The 19,560-nt window shown below is 63.2% G+C and carries 17 protein-coding genes; 13 read left to right on the plus strand and 4 right to left on the minus strand.

Annotation, left to right across the window (positions count from 1 at the left end):
* The first annotated feature begins 257 nt into the window (after positions 1-257).
* The 3 genes from BMY68_RS26065 to BMY68_RS26075 all read left to right on the plus strand — a co-directional run bounded on the left by BMY68_RS26065 (position 258) and on the right by BMY68_RS26075 (position 4,523).
* Complete coding sequence (locus tag BMY68_RS26065; RefSeq protein WP_085533480.1) at positions 258-2,708, plus strand: glycogen/starch/alpha-glucan phosphorylase; 2,451 nt, start codon at positions 258-260, stop codon at positions 2,706-2,708.
* 198 nt (positions 2,709-2,906) lie between these two features.
* Positions 2,907-3,917, plus strand: coding sequence for a class 1 fructose-bisphosphatase (locus BMY68_RS26070; protein ID WP_085533482.1), 1,011 nt, complete (start codon positions 2,907-2,909; stop codon positions 3,915-3,917).
* Positions 3,918-3,920: 3 nt separating this feature from the next.
* Positions 3,921-4,523, plus strand: coding sequence for a DUF924 family protein (locus BMY68_RS26075; RefSeq protein ID WP_085533484.1), 603 nt, complete (start codon positions 3,921-3,923; stop codon positions 4,521-4,523).
* 128 nt (positions 4,524-4,651) lie between these two features.
* On the opposite strand, the gene BMY68_RS26080 is transcribed toward BMY68_RS26075, so the two are convergent.
* The 3 genes from BMY68_RS26080 to BMY68_RS26090 form a co-directional block, all read right to left on the minus strand.
* The gene (locus tag BMY68_RS26080) at positions 4,652-4,984 is read right to left on the minus strand and encodes a type II toxin-antitoxin system RelE/ParE family toxin (RefSeq protein ID WP_085533485.1); all 333 of its coding nucleotides are present in this window, start codon (positions 4,982-4,984) and stop codon (positions 4,652-4,654) included.
* Positions 4,981-5,253: a type II toxin-antitoxin system Phd/YefM family antitoxin gene (locus BMY68_RS26085; protein WP_009041784.1), complete on the minus strand. Its 273-nt coding sequence runs from the start codon at positions 5,251-5,253 to the stop codon at positions 4,981-4,983. The genes BMY68_RS26080 and BMY68_RS26085 overlap by 4 nt, the downstream gene beginning before the upstream one ends.
* A gap of 90 nt (positions 5,254-5,343) precedes the next feature.
* Positions 5,344-7,236, minus strand: a complete 1,893-nt coding sequence (locus BMY68_RS26090) for a methyl-accepting chemotaxis protein (protein WP_204840082.1) — start codon at positions 7,234-7,236, stop codon at positions 5,344-5,346.
* Between the two features lie 283 nt (positions 7,237-7,519).
* Between BMY68_RS26090 and BMY68_RS26095 the strand changes: the two genes are divergently transcribed.
* Positions 7,520-7,774: a hypothetical protein gene (locus BMY68_RS26095; RefSeq protein ID WP_007925924.1), complete on the plus strand. Its 255-nt coding sequence runs from the start codon at positions 7,520-7,522 to the stop codon at positions 7,772-7,774.
* Positions 7,775-7,809: 35 nt separating this feature from the next.
* Positions 7,810-8,379 (plus strand): lipocalin family protein, encoded by a 570-nt coding sequence (locus BMY68_RS26100; protein ID WP_009041786.1) that lies wholly within the window; start codon positions 7,810-7,812, stop codon positions 8,377-8,379.
* 43 nt (positions 8,380-8,422) lie between these two features.
* Here the strand turns inward: BMY68_RS26100 and BMY68_RS26105 are convergent, their stop codons facing one another.
* Complete coding sequence (locus BMY68_RS26105; RefSeq protein ID WP_085533489.1) at positions 8,423-9,787, minus strand: formimidoylglutamate deiminase; 1,365 nt, start codon at positions 9,785-9,787, stop codon at positions 8,423-8,425.
* 188 nt (positions 9,788-9,975) lie between these two features.
* Here BMY68_RS26105 and hutC point away from each other — a divergent pair, with 188 nt between their 5' ends.
* The 8 genes from hutC to hutH all read left to right on the plus strand — a co-directional run bounded on the left by hutC (position 9,976) and on the right by hutH (position 19,436).
* A complete protein-coding gene (gene hutC / locus BMY68_RS26110) occupies positions 9,976-10,644 on the plus strand; it encodes a histidine utilization repressor (protein ID WP_238437480.1) in 669 nt (222 codons plus the stop codon).
* 9 nt (positions 10,645-10,653) lie between these two features.
* Complete coding sequence (locus BMY68_RS26115; RefSeq protein WP_085533491.1) at positions 10,654-11,226, plus strand: HutD/Ves family protein; 573 nt, start codon at positions 10,654-10,656, stop codon at positions 11,224-11,226.
* Positions 11,227-11,720: 494 nt separating this feature from the next.
* Positions 11,721-13,403, plus strand: coding sequence for a urocanate hydratase (gene hutU, locus BMY68_RS26120; protein ID WP_007925917.1), 1,683 nt, complete (start codon positions 11,721-11,723; stop codon positions 13,401-13,403).
* A 117-nt stretch (positions 13,404-13,520) separates the two neighbouring features.
* Positions 13,521-14,984, plus strand: a complete 1,464-nt coding sequence (locus BMY68_RS26125; RefSeq protein WP_009041789.1) for a purine-cytosine permease family protein — start codon at positions 13,521-13,523, stop codon at positions 14,982-14,984.
* A 74-nt stretch (positions 14,985-15,058) separates the two neighbouring features.
* Positions 15,059-16,027 (plus strand): ABC transporter substrate-binding protein, encoded by a 969-nt coding sequence (locus BMY68_RS26130; protein ID WP_007925914.1) that lies wholly within the window; start codon positions 15,059-15,061, stop codon positions 16,025-16,027.
* Between the two features lie 71 nt (positions 16,028-16,098).
* Positions 16,099-16,950, plus strand: coding sequence for an ABC transporter permease (locus tag BMY68_RS26135; RefSeq protein ID WP_009046564.1), 852 nt, complete (start codon positions 16,099-16,101; stop codon positions 16,948-16,950).
* Positions 16,947-17,777, plus strand: coding sequence for a quaternary amine ABC transporter ATP-binding protein (locus BMY68_RS26140; protein WP_007925912.1), 831 nt, complete (start codon positions 16,947-16,949; stop codon positions 17,775-17,777). Before BMY68_RS26135 ends, BMY68_RS26140 begins: the two co-directional genes overlap by 4 nt.
* 135 nt (positions 17,778-17,912) lie before the next feature.
* On the plus strand, positions 17,913-19,436 hold the full coding sequence (gene hutH / locus BMY68_RS26145; RefSeq protein WP_085533493.1) for a histidine ammonia-lyase: 1,524 nt from the start codon (positions 17,913-17,915) through the stop codon (positions 19,434-19,436).
* The last annotated feature ends 124 nt before the right edge of the window (positions 19,437-19,560 follow it).

The following is a 19,560-nucleotide window of genomic DNA, read 5'->3' on the forward strand; positions in this document are numbered from 1 at the left end:
CCAGCGTGTGTATCAGGGCGCGCGATCATACCGGTACTGGTGGATTTTTGAACAACCATTTAACGGAATTTACGCCTGCCCAAGGGGAGTGCGAGGGTAGGCACGGCATCTGCATCATTTTTGCCAGCTGCCGCGGGAGACGCCGCCTCTGCTCGGGCAATCGCAAGACGCACCGAACCAGAGTCTTTGGCTCCTGTCAGACCGACTAGGCTCAGACAATTCCATGCTCACTGTCTATCTCGCTCGAGGTCGTATTCATGACTCAGGAACTGCAAGTTCGTGACGCTGAGGTGGCCGCTTTTCGCGATGCCGTCCTGACCAAACTCACCTACGCGGTGGGCAAAGACCCGGACCACGCCTTCGACCATGACTGGTTCGAAGCCATCGCCCTGGCGGCGCGCGATCACATGGTCGAGCATTGGATGGACCATACGCGGCAGATCTACCGCAAAGGCCAGAAACGCGTTTATTACCTGTCCCTGGAATTCCTCATCGGCCGCCTGCTCTACGACAGCCTGAGCAACCTCGGGCTGCTGGACGTGGCGCGCGATGCGCTGAACGAGCTGGGCGTCGATATGGAACGCATCCGCCTGCTGGAGCCGGATGCGGCGCTGGGCAACGGTGGCCTCGGCCGGCTGGCGGCGTGCTTCATGGAAAGCATGTCGACCCTGGGCATCGCCGGCCACGGCTACGGCATTCGTTATGAACACGGATTGTTCCGCCAGGCCATCGTCGATGGCTGGCAGCAGGAGCAGACCGAGCACTGGCTGGACTTCGGCAACCCCTGGGAGTTCGAGCGCCCCGAAGTGATCTATTCGATCGGCTTCGGCGGCAGCGTCGAGACCGTCACCGACGAGGCCGGCCATACCCGGCAGGTCTGGTGGCCGGCGGAAACCGTGCGCGCGGTGGCCTACGACACCCCGGTGGTCGGCTGGCGCGGCGCCAGCGTCAACACCTTGCGCCTGTGGCGCGCGAGGGCCATGGAAGACCTGCACCTGGAACGCTTCAACGCCGGCGACCACCTGGGCGCGGTGGCCGAGGTGGCCCGCGCCGAAAGCATTTCCCGGGTGCTCTACCCGGCGGACAGCACCGAAGCCGGGCAGGAACTGCGCCTGCGCCAAGAGTACTTTTTCGTCTCCGCGTCCCTGCAGGACCTGCTGCGCCGGCACAAGAACATGCACGACTCGGTGCTCAGCCTCGGCGAGCATGCGGCGATCCAGCTCAACGATACGCACCCGTCGATCGCCGTGGCCGAACTGATGCGCCAGCTGGTGGACCTGCACGGCATCGCCTGGGAAGCGGCCTGGCAGATCACCGTCGAGACCCTGGCCTACACCAACCACACGCTGCTGCCCGAAGCCCTGGAAACCTGGCCGGTGGGCCTGATGGAACGCATGCTGCCGCGGCACATGCAGATCATTTACCTGATCAATGCCCAGCACATCGATTCGCTGCGGGCCAAGGGCATCCACGACTTCGACGTGCTGCGCGCGGTGTCGCTGATCGAAGAAGACAACGGCCGCCGGGTGCGCATGGGCAACCTGGCGTTTCTCGGTTCCCATAGCGTCAACGGCGTGTCCGGCCTGCACACCCAGCTGATGCGCAGCACGGTGTTTTCCGAGCTGCACAAGCTGTACCCGGAGCGGATCAACAACAAGACCAACGGCATCACCTTTCGCCGCTGGCTGTACCAGGCCAACCCCAAGCTGACGGCGATGCTGGTCGAAGCCGTCGGCCCGGAGCTGCTGGACAACCCCGAGGAGCTGTTGCTCAAGCTCGAACCCTTCGCCGAGAAGTCGGCCTTTCGCAAGCAGTTCGCCGAGCAACGCCTGCACAGCAAGCGCGCGCTGGCGGCGATCATCCATGAACGCCTGGGCATCGCGGTCAATCCGGCAGCGCTGTTCGACGTCCAGGTCAAACGGATCCATGAGTACAAGCGCCAACTGCTCAACCTGATGCACACGGTGGCGCTGTACCAGGCGATCCGCGCCGAGCCGGAAATCGACTGGGTGCCGCGGGTGAAGATCTTCGCCGGCAAGGCCGCGGCCAGTTACCACCAGGCCAAACTGATCATCAAACTGAGCAATGACATCGCCCGTACGGTGAACAACGACCCGACCGTGCGTGGCCTGCTCAAGGTGGTGTTCCTGCCCAACTACAACGTCAGCCTGGCCGAAAGCATCATCCCGGCGGCGGACCTGTCGGAGCAGATCTCCACCGCCGGCTTCGAGGCCTCGGGCACCAGCAATATGAAGTTCGGCCTCAATGGCGCGCTGACCATCGGCACCCTGGACGGCGCCAACGTCGAGATGTGCGAGCGGGTCGGCGCCGAGCACATGTTCATCTTCGGCCTCAGCGCCCAGCAGGTGGAGGCACGCAAACGCAATGGCGAATTCAGCGCGGTGCCGGACATCGCCGCCTCCCATCGTCTCAACGATGTGCTGCAGGCGATTCGTGGCGGAGTATTTTCGCCGGACGATCCGGCCCGCTACACCGGGCTGATCGATTCACTGGTCGACTATGACCGCTTCCACGTGTGCGCCGATTTCGACTCCTACTGGAATGCCCAGCTGCATGTCGAAGAGCGCTGGCGCGACAGTAATCAATGGTGGCGTTCGGCGGTGCTCAACAGCGCGCGCATGGGCTGGTTCTCTTCGGACCGGACCATTCGCGAGTACGCCACGGAGATCTGGAAGGCTCTGGAATAGGCCGCTCGGCGCTCCCCGTAGTGTCGAAAGGGCGCAGGCTATCGCAGCCTGCGCCAACGTCTGCGGATCGGATTTCGGGCTACGCTCAACCCCATGCATGAACTCTCTGTGGCGGATCTCGTCTCATAGGAGGAAATGCACCCCGACTCGCGTTAAACTGCGCGGGTTTTTAGCCCCCCCATTCCTCCGGAGCCGTCCATGTCCCGCGTTACCCTGAGTCGCTATTTGATTGAGCAGACCCGCAGCAACAACACTCCTGCCGATCTGCGCTTCCTGATCGAAGTGGTGGCGCGTGCCTGCAAGGAGATCAGCCATGCCGTGTCCAAAGGCGCCCTGGGCGGTGTTCTGGGCAGCATGGGCACTGAAAACGTCCAAGGCGAAGTGCAGAAGAAGCTCGACGTGCTCTCCAACGAGATCCTGCTCGAAGCCAACGAATGGGGCGGCCACCTGGCCGGCATGGCGTCCGAGGAAATGGACAATGCCTACCAGATCCCGGGCAAATACCCGAAAGGCGCGTACCTGCTGGTATTCGACCCGCTGGACGGCTCGTCGAACATCGACATCAACGCCCCGGTCGGCACGATTTTCTCGGTATTGCGTTGCCCGAACGAATACCTGAGCCAGAACGAACCGCTCAATGAAAAGGCCTTCCTGCAGCCAGGCACCCAGCAGGTTGCCGCCGGTTACGCCATCTACGGCCCGCAGACCATGCTGGTGCTGACCCTGGGCGACGGCGTCAAGGGTTTCACCCTGGATCGCGAAATGGGCAGCTTCGTGCTGACCCACGAAGACATCACCATTCCTGAAACCACCCAGGAATTCGCCATCAACATGTCCAACCAGCGTCACTGGGAAGCGCCGGTGCAGCGTTACGTGAGCGAATTGCTGGCAGGCGAAGAAGGCCCGCTGAACAAGAACTACAACATGCGCTGGGTGGCCGCGATGGTCGCCGACGTGCACCGTATCCTGACCCGCGGTGGCCTGTTCATGTACCCACGCGACAGCCGCGAGCCATCCAAGCCGGGCAAGCTGCGCCTGATGTACGAAGCCAACCCGATGTCGTTCCTGGTGGAACAGGCGGGCGGCGCTTCCACCGACGGTCACCAGCGCATTCTCGACATCCAGCCTGAAGGCCTGCACCAGCGCGTAGCGGTGTTCCTCGGCTCGAAGGAAGAAGTCGCCCGCGTCACCGCCTACCACAAGGAATAACCCATGGCCGCGCCCTGGCAGCCTTTGCTCGACTGGTGGTTCGGTTCGTCCGAGAAACCCGCGGACATCAAGGCTGAAAAGGGCAGGCTGTGGTTTGGCAAGCGCGATAGCCAGGACCTCGAAGCGCGCGAGCGTTTCGGGGATCTGGTGGAACAGGCCTTGGCCGGCGGATTGACCGAGTGGGCGCAACGCCCGCAAGGCTGGCTGGCCCTGGTGGTGCTGCTCGACCAGCTACCGCGCATGCTGTATCGCGAAACCCCCAAGAGCTTTGCCGGCGACCTGCGCGCCCAGGCGCTGGTGGCCCAGGGCATTGCCGCGGATTTCGACCGCCAGCTGGCGCCGATGCAGCGCAGCTTTATCTACCTGGTGTTCGAGCATTGCGAAAACCTGGCGGTGCAGAACGAAGCGATCTCCAGGTTCGCCGCCTTGCACGACGAGCAGCCGCTGGCCGACCAACCGGTGTTCGCCGATCTGCTGGACTACGCCGAACGGCATCAGAAAATCATCGCCCGCTTCGGGCGCTTCCCCCATCGCAACCAGATTCTCGGGCGTGAATCGACGCCGGAGGAACTGGCGTTCCTGCGCGAGCCGGGTTCCAGCTTCTAGTTCTTCTGCGTTCCGTAATCGCTATCGCGCGCGGGCAAGTCTCGCTCCTACGGACGCTTGGGTTCTTCTGTAGGAGCGGCCGGTCGACGCTCGATTGCCCGCGATAGGTCTTCAAGACCCATGAATACTTAGCGCCTGACTCGCAGCAGCCGCTTCATCAGCAAGGTTTGCAGGTCTTGGCGGGTATTGGCGATGACATGGATGTAGACGGTAGCGTCTCGTACTTCATAGATGATTCGATTCATCCCCGAGAGTATCTGTCGGTAGTGGCCGACATGCAGTTGTTCGAGTTCTGCGGGAATCACCCCGGCGTAGGGCAGGGTGGCCAGTTGGCGAATGGCCTGTTTCAGGCTGCTGTAGCTGTTGTGCCAGGTAGCGGTGGAGAACCGCTGGGTGAGGTAGGTACGCAACTCGATGAGGTCGGTTTCCGCCGAATGCAGAAGCACTACCTTGAATGTCACGGCTGGTCGGCCTGGTCCAGGTCGGCAAACACGTCCTGCGCATCGCGGAATTGGCCTTCATCGATCTCACGATTACCGAGGGCGAGGATCTTCAGCAGCGCCATGGTTTCTTCCTGCTGCTCGAAGCTTTTCACATCCATGACCACCAGTTTTGCCTCGCCGTTCTGGGTAATGACCATGGGCTCACGGCTTTCGGTGATGGTTTTGACGATCTCGGCGGTGTGGCTTTTCAGGTAACTGATCGGTTTGATCTGAGAAGAAAGCTTCATGGGAGCATCTCGTCTGGGGAAGCAGGACTGAGTTTAGTCTTTATTCAGTCCTATGTGCGCCGCGCCAGACGAGTTGAGTGTTGCTGATCGTTAAATCCGGAAGCTGCCCACCAACTGCTGCAACCGCGCCGCTTGCTGCTCCAGGTCGGCGCAGGCGCGCAGGGTCGCCTGCAGGTTTTCCACGCCTTCCTGGTTGAGGGTGTTGATCTCGGTGATGTCGACGTTGATCGACTCCACCACGGCGGTCTGCTCCTCGGTGGCGGTGGCCACGGACTGGTTCATGCCGTCGATCTCGCCGATGCGCTGGGTCACGCTGCCCAGGCGCTGGCCGGCCTGGTTGGCGATGCCGACGCTGCTTGCGCTCTCGCGCTGGCTTTCGGTCATGGTGTCCACCGCCTGGCGGGCGCCGACCTGCAGTTCCTCGATCATCTTCTGCACTTGCTGCGCCGAGTCCTGGGTGCGGTGGGCGAGGTTGCGCACCTCATCGGCGACCACCGCGAAACCACGGCCGGCCTCACCGGCGCGGGCGGCTTCGATGGCGGCGTTGAGGGCCAGCAGGTTGGTCTGCTGGGAGATGCTGGTGATGACTTCGAGGATCTGGCCGATGTTCACCGTGTTGCTGTTCAGGGTTTCGATATGGCCGCAGGAGTCGCTGATCTTCGCCGACAGTTGCTGCATGGCGGCGATGGTCTGGTCGACCACGGCCTGGCCTTCGCCCGCCAGGTTGCGCGCATCGCTGGAGTGCTGCGACGCCAGGGCGGCGTTCTGGGCGATTTCCTGGGCGGCGGCGCCGAGCTGGTTGATGGCCGCGGCGACGCTGCTGGTGCGCGAGGCCTGCTGGCCGGAGTTGAACATCGACGAGTTCGAGGCACTGACCACCCGCAGGGCGACTTCGTTGACCTGGCCGGTGGCCGAGGCGACTTCGCGGATCGAGCCGTGAACCCGTTCGACGAAACGGTTGAACGACACGCCCAGGGTGCCGAACTCGTCGTGGCCATGGATGGTCAGGCGCTTGGTCAGGTCGCCTTCGCCCTCGGCGATGTCGTGCATGGCGCGGCCCATCAGGTGCAGCGGCTGCATCAGCACGCGGATCAGCATGCCCAGCAGGCTGATGATGATCACTACGGCAATCAGCATGGCGATGATTGCCGAGGTGCGGAACTCGCTGAGCATCGAGAACGCGGTGTCCTTGTCCAGCACCAGTGCCACGTACCAGTCCGCCGACGGTACGCCGTTGACGCGGGTGAAGGAGATGAGCTGGGTCTTGCCGTCCAGCTCGACTTCCTTCAGGCCCGGGCCGACCTGCGGGGCGCCATTGGGGTAGGCGTCGCTGAGGTTCTTGAGCACCAGCTTGCTGTCCGGGTGGATCAGGATCTTGCCGCCGGCGCTGACGATGAACGCCTGGCCATGGCCGCCGAAATTCAGCGAGTTGATGATGGCGCTGACGTTGGACAGGTCGATATCGGCCCCGGCGACGCCGATGAAGCTGCCCTGGTGCTGGACCGGGGTGGCGACGGTGATCACCAGCTTGCCGGAGGAGGCGGCGATGTAGGGTTCGGTGACGATGGTCTGCTGGGCCGAGTTGGCCGCCTTGTACCAGCCACGGGCGCGCGGGTCGTAGTCGGGCGCGCGGTTGCCCGCCGGGACCGAGAACATCGCGCCGTCCTGGCCGCCGAAATAGCTGAGCTGGAAGTTGCTGGCGTAGGCGGGGAGGCCGACGCTGCGTTTCAGGCCATCGGCGCCGCTGCCGTCCACGGCGATTTGCTGGGCCAGGGTGTGCAGCAACTGGATACGGCTTTCCAGCCAGGTCTGGATGTTGCTGCTGGTCAGGCTGCCGAGTTCCTGCATAGAGGACTCGTTGCTGCTGCGCAGGGCCTCGCGCTGTCGATAGTCGTTGAACAGGATAAAACAGGCGAACGCAACGGCGACCACAAGAGCGGCGGCAAGCAGGATCTTATGGCTGAATTTCATGTTTCTGGTCATTAAGTGAGCTACCGCGAAAGGGTGGTCAGCGAGGGGGTGTCAATTTGCCATAGCGGCAGCTTTTGCGCTGCGTTTATGTCGACTGGCCATCATGAAAGATGAGGCGCGCCGACGCCTGCCCGACGAAATGCGTTTTGCCCCCGCAAAGTGGTTGATTCCGGAGGAAATGCTGGGCGCTGCGTCACAATAAATAGGCGTCTGGCTGGGGAACCAGATGGGGCTTTTCTCTTCTAAGCTTCTGGTTGGCAGCATGCCATCCCCCCGTCCGCCCAGGAGTTTCACCATGTCCCTGCGTTCTCTCGCTCTGTTGTCGTTCTGCGTGCTGTTGGCTGCATGCGGCAAGATCAATCAGGAAAACTATTCCAAGCTGTCGGCCGGCATGCCCAAGGCCGAAGTTGAAAAACTGCTGGGCAAACCAACCGATTGTTCCGGCGCGCTGGGCATGTCCAGCTGCACCTGGGGTGACAAGAACAGCTTTATCAGCGTGCAGTACGCCGGTGACAAAGTGCTGATGTTTTCCGGGCAAGGCCTGAAGTAAAAAAACCGGGGCCACGTGCCCACGGGAGAAAAATAATGATGCGTTTGCTAGTCACTCTTCTGGCCGGTCTGTTGTTGGCCGGCTGCGCCACTTCCCGGGACGATTCACTGGCGCCCAAGACCGCTAATCACGTCGATCTCAAGCGTTACCAAGGGACCTGGTACGAGCTGGCGCGTTTGCCGATGTATTTCCAGCGCAATTGCGCGCAATCCGAAGCCCGCTACACCCTGTTGCCAGAAGGCAATATGGCGGTACTCAACCGCTGCCTGACCTCCAATTGGCAATGGGAAGAGGTGCGGGGCACCGCGACGCCGCAGGCGCCGGACAAAACCGACAAGCTGTGGGTCGAGTTCGATACCTGGTTTTCCCGGTTGATACCGGGCCTGGCCAAGGGCGACTACTGGGTGCTGTATGTGAGCGACGACTACAAGACCGCCATTGTCGGCAACCCGGATCGTCGATACCTGTGGCTGTTGTCGCGCCGGCCGAATGTCAGCGAGGCGGTTCGCGAGGACCTGCTGAGCAGGGCGCGCCAGCAGGGTTATGACACCACTCGCCTGATCTGGCGCGTGTCGGACAAGGCGATGGCCAAGACCTCGAAGTGAATCCATGCGGGAGCCAGCGTGCTGGCTCCCGCGGTGACTAGCTTCAGCCGAGCAGGTCGCGCAGCACCTGGGTAAAGGCCCGATTACTTTCTTCCTCGCCTGCGTGACGTCCGTCGCGCACTACCCACTGACCGTTGACCAGCACATCGCGCACCTGGCGATCGCCACCGGCGAACAGCCAGCGGTTGAGAATGCCGTCGCCCTCGGCGGTGGCCAGGTAAGGATCGCTGCCGTCGAGCACCAGCCAGTCGGCGCGCTTGCCCACTTCCAGGGCGCCGATCGGTTGCCCCAGGGCCTGGGCGCCGCCGTCCAGCGCGGCGTCGTACAGGGTCCGGCCAACCATCGGCTGGTCGCTGCGATACAGGCGGTTGCGGCGTTGATCGCGCAGGCGCTGGCCGTATTCCGCCCAGCGCAATTCTTCCACCACGCTCAGCGACACATGGCTGTCGGAACCGATGCCCATGCGGCCGCCTTGGGCGAGAAAATCCACCGCCGGGAAAATCCCGTCGCCGAGGTTGGCTTCGGTGGTCAGGCACAGGCCGGCAATCGCTCGGCTCTGCGCCATGAGGCTGACTTCTTCGGCATTCGCGTGGGTGGCATGGACCAGGCACCAGCGCTGATCGACCTCGGTGTTTTCATATAGCCATTGCAGCGGCCGACGCCCGCTCCAGGTCAGGCAGTCGTCGACTTCTTTCTGCTGTTCGGCAATGTGGATATGCACCGGGCACTGTTTGTCGCTGGCGGCCAGCACCTCGCTGATCTGCTGCGGGGTGACCGCGCGCAACGAGTGGAAACACAGCCCCAGCTGCTGGGCCGGTTGCCGGGCCAGCAGCGGTTGCAGGCGGCTTTGCAGCTTGAGGTAGTTTTCCGTGCTGTTGATGAAGCGGCGCTGGCCTTCGTTGGGCGCCTGGCCGCCGAAACCGGAGTGGCTGTACAGCACTGGCAGCAGGGTCAGGCCGATGCCGGCGGCGCTGGCGGCCTGGCTGATGCGCAGGGACAGCTCGGCCGGGTCGGCGTAGGGCTGGCCGTTGGTGTTGTGATGCACGTAGTGGAATTCGGCGACCGAGGTGTAACCGGCCTTGAGCATTTCGATGTACAGCTGACGGGCGATGATGCCCAACTGGTCCGGGCTGATCTTGCCCACCAGGCGATACATCAGGTCGCGCCAGGTCCAGAAGCTGTCGTTGGGGTTGCCGGCCACTTCCGCCAGCCCGGCCATCGCCCGCTGGAACGCATGGGAGTGCAGGTTGGGCATGCCCGGCAGCAGCGGGCCCTGTAGCTGCTCGGCGCCTTCTGCGCTGGCATCGGCCTGGATGTGGGTCAACAGGCCGTCGGCGCTGACCTCGAGACGTACGTTGTTGGCCCATCCGTTAGGCAGCAGTGCGCGTTCGGCAAAGAAGGCGGACATGGTTCAAGCACCCCGTCGTGTGTTATTTGTATATACATATACAGACGTTTGCCTGCTCGGTAAACTCCGGCAAGCTAGCCTCTTTCTTCAGCCAACAAGGATTTCCCGTGCCGACTCCGCCCGCCAACTCCCCGCTGGCCGCCCATCTGGGCGATAGTCCGGCGCCCCTGTACGCCCGCGTCAAGCAGATGATCACCCAGCAGATCGAGAGTGGAAACTGGCCGCCGCATTACCGCGTTCCCTCGGAAAGCGAGCTGGTCAGCCAGCTGGGTTTCAGCCGCATGACCATCAACCGCGCCCTGCGCGAGATGACCGCCGAAGGCCTGCTGGTGCGCATGCAGGGCGTGGGGACTTTCGTCGCCGAACCGAAAAGCCAGTCGGCGCTGTTCGAGGTGCACAACATTGCCGACGAGATCGCCTCGCGCGGTCATCGCCACACGTGCAAGGTCATCACCCTGGGGGAAGAGGCAGCCGGTTCCGAGCGCGCCGTGGCCCTGGAAATGCGCGAAGGGCAGAGGGTCTTCCACTCGCTGATCGTGCATTTCGAGAACGATATCCCGGTGCAGATCGAGGACCGTTTCGTCAACGCGCTGGTGGCGCCGGATTACCTCAAGCAGGATTTCACCCTGCAGACCCCCTACGCCTACCTGAACCAGGTCGCGCCGCTGACCGAGGGCGAGCACGTGGTCGAGGCGATTCTGGCCGAGCCGGAAGAATGCAAGTTGCTGCAGATCGAGCGCGGCGAGCCGTGCCTGCTGATTCGCCGCCGGACCTGGTCCGGCCGCCAGCCGGTGACCGCCGCGCGCCTGATCCACCCGGGTTCTCGTCACAGCCTGGAAGGGCGGTTTCATAAGTAAGGGGCATCAATGACTCAGTTGAACGTTTTGCGCGCGGCCAACTACCCGCGCATGCCATGGAAGAACGGTGGCGGCAGCACCGAAGAGATCACCCGGGACGCCGGCGTCGGCCTGGAAGGTTTCGGCTGGCGGCTGTCGATCGCCGATATCGGTGAGTCCGGCGGCTTCTCCAGCTTTGCCGGCTACCAGCGGATCATTACCGTGCTGCAGGGTGCGGGCATGACCCTGACGGTGGACGGCCAGGACACCCGCGCACTGTTACCGCTGGACCCCTTTGCCTTCAGTGGCGCCAGCCAGGTCGCGTGCACCCTGATCGACGGGCCGATTCGCGACTTCAACCTGATCTACGCGCCGGACCGCTACAGCGCTCGCTTGCAATGGCTGCAGGGTGGCCAGCGCTTCTTCACCCAGGCCGGCACGGTGCTGGTATTCAGCGTGGCCGAGGAAATGCGCGCCGACCTGGGTGGCGGTGTCGCCGCGTTGCTTGAGCGCCATGACTGCCTGCAACTGCTCGGTAACCCCGGTTTGCGGGAAGTCAGCGTCAGCGGCGCTTGCTGCGTGATCGAGCTGACAGCCATCTGACCTGTAGCCGCTGCCGCAGGCTGCGATAGGCCGGGGTCGCGCTCGACTCGAAGAGCCTCCGGGGCCTGCAAGAGCGCGTCTCCTTTGGAGCCGATCGCAGCCTTCGGCAGCGGCTACACAAGGCTTGTTTCTCTCCCTCCCTGATGTTGTTTCCCTCGCGCACCAATTTGTTACCGAACGCCCCAGCGTGGCGCAAAGCCCTGGCGAAGTAACAGCTCTCACTCCTCTCGTCATATCCCCCGCGAAAAAATAATCGACGCTGAAACCCTTGATCCAAGGGCCTCTTCACCGGTTTCAAGATTTTCTTGAAGGCTCGTTCAGCGAGTTGGCCGATCGATTGCATATGCTTGTATGTACAAGTAAAGACGTATGCGTATGAGTCACTGAAGACTCTTCGCAGCGTCCCCTGATTCGCTTGCTGCGCAGCGCCCTGCGCGTAGGCACGCTCGCCCACTGCCTGGGTTGGTTTGGATTGATCGCTGAGGAGTTTTTTCGTGACTGAGAATAAACCTACGAAATACCGGAACGTCGAAATTCGCGCTGCCCGCGGCAACAAGCTGACCGCCAAGAGCTGGCTGACGGAAGCACCGCTGCGCATGCTGATGAACAACCTCGATCCGGAGGTCGCCGAGAACCCGAAAGAGCTGGTGGTCTACGGTGGCATCGGCCGCGCCGCGCGCAACTGGGAGTGCTACGACAAGATCGTCGAGAGCCTGACCAACCTGAATGACGACGAGACCCTGCTGGTGCAATCCGGCAAGCCGGTCGGCGTGTTCAAGACCCACAGCAACGCCCCGCGCGTGCTGATCGCCAACTCCAACCTGGTACCGCACTGGGCCACCTGGGAACACTTCAACGAACTGGATGCCAAGGGCCTGGCCATGTATGGCCAGATGACCGCCGGCAGCTGGATCTACATCGGCAGCCAGGGCATCGTCCAGGGCACCTATGAAACCTTCGTCGAAGCCGGTCGCCAGCACTACAACGATGACCTCAAGGGCCGCTGGGTCCTGACCGCCGGCCTCGGCGGCATGGGTGGCGCCCAGCCTTTGGCCGCGACCCTGGCCGGCGCCTGCTCGCTGAATATCGAATGCCAGCAGACCAGCATCGATTTCCGTTTGAAGACTCGCTATGTCGACGAGCAGGCCAAAGACCTGGACGACGCCCTGGCGCGTATCGCCAAGTACACCGCCGAAGGCAAGGCGATCTCCATCGCCCTGTGCGGCAACGCGGCTGAAATCCTTCCGGAAATGGTCCGTCGCGGCGTGCGTCCGGACATGGTCACCGACCAGACCAGCGCCCACGACCCGCTCAACGGCTACCTGCCGGCCGGCTGGACCTGGGAGCAGTACCGCGAGCGCGCCAAGACCGAGCCTGCCGCGGTGGTCAAGGCGGCCAAGCAATCGATGGCCGTGCACGTCAAGGCCATGCTCGACTTCCAGAAGCAGGGCATCCCGACCTTCGACTACGGCAACAACATCCGTCAGATGGCCCAGGAAGAAGGCGTCGAGAACGCCTTCGACTTCCCAGGCTTCGTACCGGCCTATATCCGTCCGCTGTTCTGCCGCGGCATCGGTCCGTTCCGCTGGGCCGCGCTGTCGGGCGACCCGCAGGACATCTACAAGACCGACGCCAAGGTCAAGGAACTGATCCCGGACGACGCGCACCTGCACAACTGGCTGGACATGGCGCGCGAGCGCATCAGCTTCCAGGGCCTGCCGGCGCGTATCTGCTGGGTTGGCCTGGGCCTGCGCGCCAAGCTCGGCCTGGCGTTCAACGAAATGGTGCGCAGCGGCGAGCTGTCGGCGCCGATCGTGATCGGTCGCGACCACCTGGACTCCGGTTCGGTATCCAGCCCGAACCGCGAAACCGAATCGATGCAGGACGGTTCCGACGCCGTGTCCGACTGGCCGCTGCTCAACGCTCTGCTGAACACCGCCAGCGGCGCGACCTGGGTTTCCCTGCACCACGGCGGCGGCGTCGGCATGGGCTTCTCCCAGCACTCCGGGATGGTGATCGTCTGCGACGGTACCGACGAAGCGGCCGAGCGTATCGCCCGTGTGCTGCATAACGACCCGGGTACCGGTGTCATGCGTCACGCCGATGCCGGTTACCAGATCGCCATCGACTGCGCCAAGGAACAGGGTCTGAACCTGCCGATGATCACTGGCAAGTAAGCTCCCGGCGGATTGCCGCCAGGATTAGGGAAGAAGCCGTCGCACGCTGTAGTGCGGCGGCTCGGTCCATGTAGCAGTGCTTTGACATGACAAGAATCTCCCGGGAGAACAATAACGATGTCCACGGCCAGCGATAGCTCCAAACCCCTGATCGAACGGCGCTCGATCAACTACATCCCCGAGGCTGAACGCCACGGCAAGCTCTACAGCCAGTTCACCCTGTGGTTGGGGGCTAACCTGCAGATCACGGCCATTGTCACTGGCGCTCTGGCGGTGGTGCTGGGCGGTGATGTGTTCTGGTCGCTGATCGGCTTGCTCATCGGGCAACTGCTGGGCGGCGGTGTGATGGCGTTGCACGCGGCGCAAGGGCCCAAGCTCGGCCTGCCGCAGATGATCTCCAGTCGGGTTCAGTTCGGCGTCTATGGCGCGGCCATTCCGATCGTCCTGGTCTGCCTGATGTACCTGGGCTTCACCGCCACCGGCACGGTGCTTTCCGGCCAGGCGCTGGGCCAGCTGTTCGGGGTCAGCGACAGTGTCGGCATCCTGATCTTCGCCAGCGTCATCGTGCTGGTCACGGTGCTCGGCTACCGGGTGATCCATTTCATCGGTCGCGCCGCCAGCGTCATTGGCGTGATCGCTTTCGTTTATCTGTTCAGTCGCCTGATGAGTCAGACCGACATTGGCGCACTCCTGGAAATCCGCCACTTCAGCTGGAGCAGCTTCCTGCTCGCGGTGTCGCTCGCCGCGTCCTGGCAGATCGCCTTCGGCCCCTACGTGGCCGACTATTCGCGCTACCTGCCGAGCAAGACCTCTTCGGTGAAAACCTTCCTCGCCGCTGGCGCAGGCTCGGTGATCGGCGCGCAGGTGGCGATGATGCTCGGCGTGTTCGCCGCGGCCATGGCCGACGGGCAGTTCGCCGGCCACGAAGTGGCCTACATCGTCGGCCTGGGCGGCAGCGGTGCCACCGCCGCGCTGCTGTACTTCAGCATCGCCTTCGGCAAGATCACCATCTCGACGCTGAACTCCTACGGCAGCTTCATGTGCATCGCCACCATCATCAGTGGCTTTCGTGGCCACCTGGAAGTGACGCGCTTGCAACGCCTGGTGTTCGTGCTGGTCATCGTCGGTACCGCGACCCTGATCGCCTTGCTCGGCCAGCACTCGTTCCTCGGTGCGTTCAAGTCTTTCATCCTCTTCCTGCTGGCCTTCTTCACCCCGTGGAGCGCGGTCAACCTGGTGGACTACTACTGCATTACCCGCGAGCACTATGACGTGCCGGCGCTGGCCGATCCGAACGGTCGCTATGGCCGCTGGAACATCCTCGGTATCAGCGTCTATGTGATCGGTGTGCTGGTGCAGCTGCCGTTCATCGCCACCAAGTTCTACACCGGCCCGCTGGTGGAAACCCTGGGTGGCGTGGATATCTCCTGGATCGTCGGCCTGGTGGTTCCCGCGGCGCTGTATTACGTCTGCGCGAAAAAATGGCATGGCGCCGTACCCGATCGCCTGATCCTGCCGGTAGAGCAGGACTCGATCACAGAACAAAAGCTGAGTGGGGCAGGCCGCGCTACTGCGGTCTAGACCTGATTGGACGTGGACGGGCTGGATGCCTCTTGACTGCCGTAATCCATTTCAATGATTGGGAGCGTCACACAATGAAAATGAATAAGACCCTGCTGACCACTTTGCTTTCCATGGGCCTGCTGGCCAGCGCCGGCGCTACCCAGGCGGCCGGCTGGTGCGAGTCCGGTAAACCGGTGAAATTCGCCGGCCTGAACTGGGAAAGCGGCATGTTGCTGACCGACGTGCTGCAAGTGGTCCTGGAAAAAGGCTACGGCTGCAAGACCGACAGCCTGCCAGGCAACTCCATCACCATGGAGAACGCCCTGAGCAGCAATGACATCCAGGTTTTCGCCGAGGAATGGGTCGGTCGCAGCGAGGTCTGGAACAAGGCCGAGAAGGCCGGCAAGGTGGTCGGCGTCGGCGCCCCGGTGGTGGGCGCCATCGAAGGCTGGTACGTGCCGCGCTACGTGATCGAAGGCGATGCCAAGCGCAAGCTGGAAGCCAAGGCCCCGGACCTGAAGAACATCGCCGACCTGGGCAAGTACGCCAGCGTATTCAAGGACCCGGAAGAGCCGAGCAAGGGCCGTTTCTATAACTGCCCGGCCGGCTGGACCTGCGAGCTGGACAACAGCGAGATGCTGAAAAGCTACGGCCTGGAAAGCAGCTACACCAACTTCCGCCCAGGCACCGGCCCGGCGCTGGATGCCGCGGTGCTGTCGAGCTACAAGCGTGGCGAACCGATCCTGTTCTACTACTGGTCGCCAACCCCGCTGATGGGCCAGGTCGACCTGGTGAAGCTGGAAGAAAAGCCGGGCGTGGACAAGAGCGTGACCATCAAGGTCGGCCTGTCCAAGACCTTCCACGAGGAAGCGCCCGAGCTGGTGGCCGTGCTGGAAAAGGTCAACCTGCCGATCGACCTGCTCAACCAGAACCTGGGTCGCATGGCGAAGGAACGTATCGAATCGCCGAAGCTGGCGAAAATTTTCCTCAAGGAACATCCTGAAGTCTGGCACGCATGGGTGAGCGACGACGCAGCCAAGAAAATCGACGCGGCCTTGTAGGTAGAGCCTTCCCGGCTGCATGAAGCGCAGCCGGGAGCCTTACCGCAACCCACTTGATCGAGAGCCTCTCTATGTTTCCTGAAAGCTTCACGTTTTCCATCGCCGACTGGGTCAACGGTTGGGTCGATTCGCTGGTGACCAACTACGGCGATGTGTTCCGCCACATCTCCGACACCCTGTTGTGGGCCATCGTCAATCTCGAAGGCCTGCTGCGCCTGGCGCCCTGGTGGCTGATGCTGGCGATCGTCGGCGGCATCGCCTGGCATTCGACCCGCAAGCTGGTGACCACCGCGGTGATCGTCGGCCTGCTGTTCCTGGTGGGCGCGGTCGGCCTGTGGGACAAGCTGATGCAGACCCTGGCGCTGATGCTGGTGGCGACCTTCATTTCGGTGCTGATCGGCATTCCCCTGGGGATCCTCTCGGCGCGCAGCAATCGCCTGCGTTCGGTGCTGATGCCGCTGCTGGACATCATGCAGACCATGCCGAGCTTCGTGTACCTGATCCCGGTGCTGATGCTGTTCGGCCTGGGCAAGGTACCGGCGATCTTCGCCACCGTGATCTACGCCGCGCCGCCGCTGATCCGCCTGACCGACCTGGGCATTCGCCAGGTCGACGGCGAAGTCATGGAGGCGATCAACGCCTTCGGCGCCAACCGCTGGCAGCAACTGTTCGGCGTGCAACTGCCGCTGGCCCTGCCGAGCATCATGGCCGGGATCAACCAGACCACCATGATGGCCCTGTCGATGGTGGTGATCGCCTCGATGATCGGTGCCCGTGGCCTGGGCGAAGACGTGCTGGTGGGCATCCAGACCCTCAACGTCGGCCGTGGCCTGGAAGCCGGCCTGGCGATCGTGATTCTGGCCGTGGTCATCGACCGTATTACCCAAGCCTATGGTCGTCCACGCCATGAGGTGAGCAAATGAACGACGCAATCGTGAGCAAGATCGAAGTCAAGAACGTCTTCAAGATTTTCGGCAACCGTTCGGCCGACGCGCTGAACATGATTCGCCAGAACAAGACCAAGGACCAGGTGCTGGCCGAGACCGGCTGCGTGGTCGGGGTCAACGACCTGTCGCTGAGCATCGGCACCGGCGAGATCTTCGTGATCATGGGCCTGTCCGGCTCCGGCAAGTCGACGTTGGTGCGCCACTTCAACCGCCTGATCGATCCGACCAGCGGCGCGATCCTGGTGGATGGCGTGGACATCCTGCAATACGACATGGAAGCCCTGCGCGAATTTCGCCGGCACAAGATCAGCATGGTGTTCCAGAGCTTCGGCCTGCTGCCGCACAAGACCGTGCTGGAAAACACCGCCTACGGCCTCAAGGTGCGGGGCGAGAGCAAGGAAGTCTGCACCGAGCGCGCGCTGCACTGGATCAACACCGTGGGCCTCAAGGGCTACGAGAACAAGTACCCGCACCAGCTGTCCGGCGGCATGCGCCAGCGCGTCGGCCTGGCCCGCGCCCTGGCGGCGGACACCGACATCATCCTGATGGACGAGGCCTTCAGCGCCCTCGACCCGCTGATCCGCGCCGAGATGCAGGACCAGCTGCTGGAGCTGCAAAAGACCCTGCACAAGACCATCGTCTTCATTACCCACGACCTCGACGAGGCCGTGCGCATCGGCAACCGCATCGCGATCCTCAAGGATGGCCGGCTGATCCAGGTCGGCACGCCGAAAGAGATCCTGCATTCGCCGGCGGACGAGTATGTCGACCGTTTCGTGCAGCGACGCGCGGCGGTGGTTTAAAGGCTTGGGAGTGGGTGGGCTGTAGGTTTTTATCGCGAGCAAGCTCGCTCCTACAGATTTTTCACAGCCTGTAGGAGCGAGCTTGCTCGCGATAGGCCGCGAAGCGGTCTCAATAAAGTATTCGAGGGTCCTGGCATGTCGCAGGCTGAAAAAATCGTTATCGCCGACGCCCCGCTGCGTTGGCAGGATGTGGTCGCCGTGGCCCGGCATGGCGCGCAGCTCGAGCTGTCGGCCCAGGCCTGGGCGCGCATCGAGAATGCCCAGGCCATCGTCCAGCGCATCGTCGTCAGCGGCGAACGCGCCTATGGCATCAACACTGGCCTTGGCGCGCTGTGCAACGTTTCGCTGCAGGACGAACAGCTCAGCCAGCTGTCGCGCAACACCCTGCTCAGCCATGCCTGTGGCGTGGGTGCGCCGCTGGCCGACGAGCAGACCCGGGCGATCATCTGCGCGGCTGTCGTCAACTACAGCCACGGCAAGTCCGGCCTGCATCGCCGGGTGGTCGAGGCGCTGCTGGCCCTGCTCAATCGCGGTATTACTCCGCAAGTACCGTCCCAGGGTTCGGTGGGTTACCTGACTCACATGGCCCATATCAGCATCGCCTTGCTCGGTGTCGGCCAGGTCAGCTATCGCGGGCAGGTCGTGTCGGCCGAGCAGGCGCTGGCGGCGGAAGGCCTGGAACCGGTGCAACTGGGGGCCAAGGACGGTCTGTGCCTGGTCAACGGTACGCCGTGCATGACCGGCCTGAGCTGCCTGGCCCTGGCCGATGCCACGCGCCTGCTGCAATGGGCCGACGTGATCGGCGCCATGAGCTTCGAGGCCCAGCGCGGGCAGATCGCCGCGTTCGACGCCGAGATCATCGCGCTCAAGCCGCACCCGGGCATGCAGCAGGTCGGCATCAACCTGCGCGCCTTGCTCGACGGCAGCGAAGTGATTGCCGCCAGCAAAGGCATCCGCACCCAGGATGCCCTGAGCATCCGTTCCATCCCGCAGGTTCACGGCGCCGCCCGCGATCAGTTGGCGCACGCGACGCAGCAGGTCGAAACCGAGCTCAACTCGGTCACCGATAACCCGATGGTGCTGGGCACCCCGGACAACTACCGGGTGATGTCCCAGGCCAACCCCCACGGCCAGTCGGTGGCACTGGCGGCGGACCTGCTGGCGATCGCCATGGCTGAGATCGGCTCGATCGCCGAGCGCCGCCTGGACCGCCTGATCAACCCCCATGTCAGCGGTTTGCCGGCGTTCCTGGTGAGCAACCCCGGGGTCAACTCCGGGATGATGATCGTGCAGTACGTCGCTGCCTCGCTGTGCGCGGAAAACCGCCAGCTGGCGCAACCGGCGGTGCTCGACAACTACGTCACCTCCGGCCTGCAGGAAGACCACCTGAGCCTGGGCACCAACGCCGCGCTGAAGCTTTCCCGCGCGCTGGAAAACTGCACCCAGATCCTCGCCATCGAGTACCTGCTGGCGGCCCAGGCCTTCGAATTTCTCAAGGAGCAGCGTTTCGGTGCCGGCACCGAGGCGGCCTGGAAGCTCCTGCGCCAGCGGGTTCCGGCCTATGACCAGGACCGCTGGCTGGCCCCGGACATCGCCAGCGCGGCGGCGCTGCTCAAGGCTCCGGCCTTGCTGCAGGAGGTTTTACCGGGCGTGCGCTGAAGCGCGCCCTGCAAGTACAGGATTTTCCAAGACAACGGTTTCCACGAAAAACCAGCGTGCCAAGGCGCCACTCGCTCACAAACGGCGGGCTGCGACGGACAACGGAAGCTTCCGGAGCGACTGG

Origin of the sequence: Pseudomonas sp. NFACC41-3 (assembly GCF_900109505.1) — a bacterium.
GTDB classification, from domain to species: Bacteria; Pseudomonadota; Gammaproteobacteria; order Pseudomonadales; family Pseudomonadaceae; genus Aquipseudomonas; species Aquipseudomonas chlororaphis.

What these genes read in the sequence shown, in the direction of transcription:
- BMY68_RS26065 (WP_085533480.1), top strand. Translation starts at nt 258, where the DNA reads ATGACTCAGGAACTGCAAGTTCGTGACGCTGAGGTGGCCGCTTTTCGC.
- BMY68_RS26070 (WP_085533482.1), top strand. Translation starts at nt 2,907, where the DNA reads ATGTCCCGCGTTACCCTGAGTCGCTATTTGATTGAGCAGACCCGCAGC.
- BMY68_RS26075 (WP_085533484.1), top strand. Translation starts at nt 3,921, where the DNA reads ATGGCCGCGCCCTGGCAGCCTTTGCTCGACTGGTGGTTCGGTTCGTCC.
- BMY68_RS26085 (WP_009041784.1), bottom strand. Translation starts at nt 5,253, where the DNA reads ATGAAGCTTTCTTCTCAGATCAAACCGATCAGTTACCTGAAAAGCCAC.
- BMY68_RS26090 (WP_204840082.1), bottom strand. Translation starts at nt 7,236, where the DNA reads ATGACCAGAAACATGAAATTCAGCCATAAGATCCTGCTTGCCGCCGCT.
- BMY68_RS26095 (WP_007925924.1), top strand. Translation starts at nt 7,520, where the DNA reads ATGTCCCTGCGTTCTCTCGCTCTGTTGTCGTTCTGCGTGCTGTTGGCT.
- BMY68_RS26100 (WP_009041786.1), top strand. Translation starts at nt 7,810, where the DNA reads ATGATGCGTTTGCTAGTCACTCTTCTGGCCGGTCTGTTGTTGGCCGGC.
- BMY68_RS26105 (WP_085533489.1), bottom strand. Translation starts at nt 9,787, where the DNA reads ATGTCCGCCTTCTTTGCCGAACGCGCACTGCTGCCTAACGGATGGGCC.
- hutC (WP_238437480.1), top strand. Translation starts at nt 9,976, where the DNA reads ATGATCACCCAGCAGATCGAGAGTGGAAACTGGCCGCCGCATTACCGC.
- BMY68_RS26115 (WP_085533491.1), top strand. Translation starts at nt 10,654, where the DNA reads ATGACTCAGTTGAACGTTTTGCGCGCGGCCAACTACCCGCGCATGCCA.
- BMY68_RS26125 (WP_009041789.1), top strand. Translation starts at nt 13,521, where the DNA reads ATGTCCACGGCCAGCGATAGCTCCAAACCCCTGATCGAACGGCGCTCG.
- BMY68_RS26130 (WP_007925914.1), top strand. Translation starts at nt 15,059, where the DNA reads ATGAAAATGAATAAGACCCTGCTGACCACTTTGCTTTCCATGGGCCTG.
- BMY68_RS26135 (WP_009046564.1), top strand. Translation starts at nt 16,099, where the DNA reads ATGTTTCCTGAAAGCTTCACGTTTTCCATCGCCGACTGGGTCAACGGT.
- BMY68_RS26140 (WP_007925912.1), top strand. Translation starts at nt 16,947, where the DNA reads ATGAACGACGCAATCGTGAGCAAGATCGAAGTCAAGAACGTCTTCAAG.
- hutH (WP_085533493.1), top strand. Translation starts at nt 17,913, where the DNA reads ATGTCGCAGGCTGAAAAAATCGTTATCGCCGACGCCCCGCTGCGTTGG.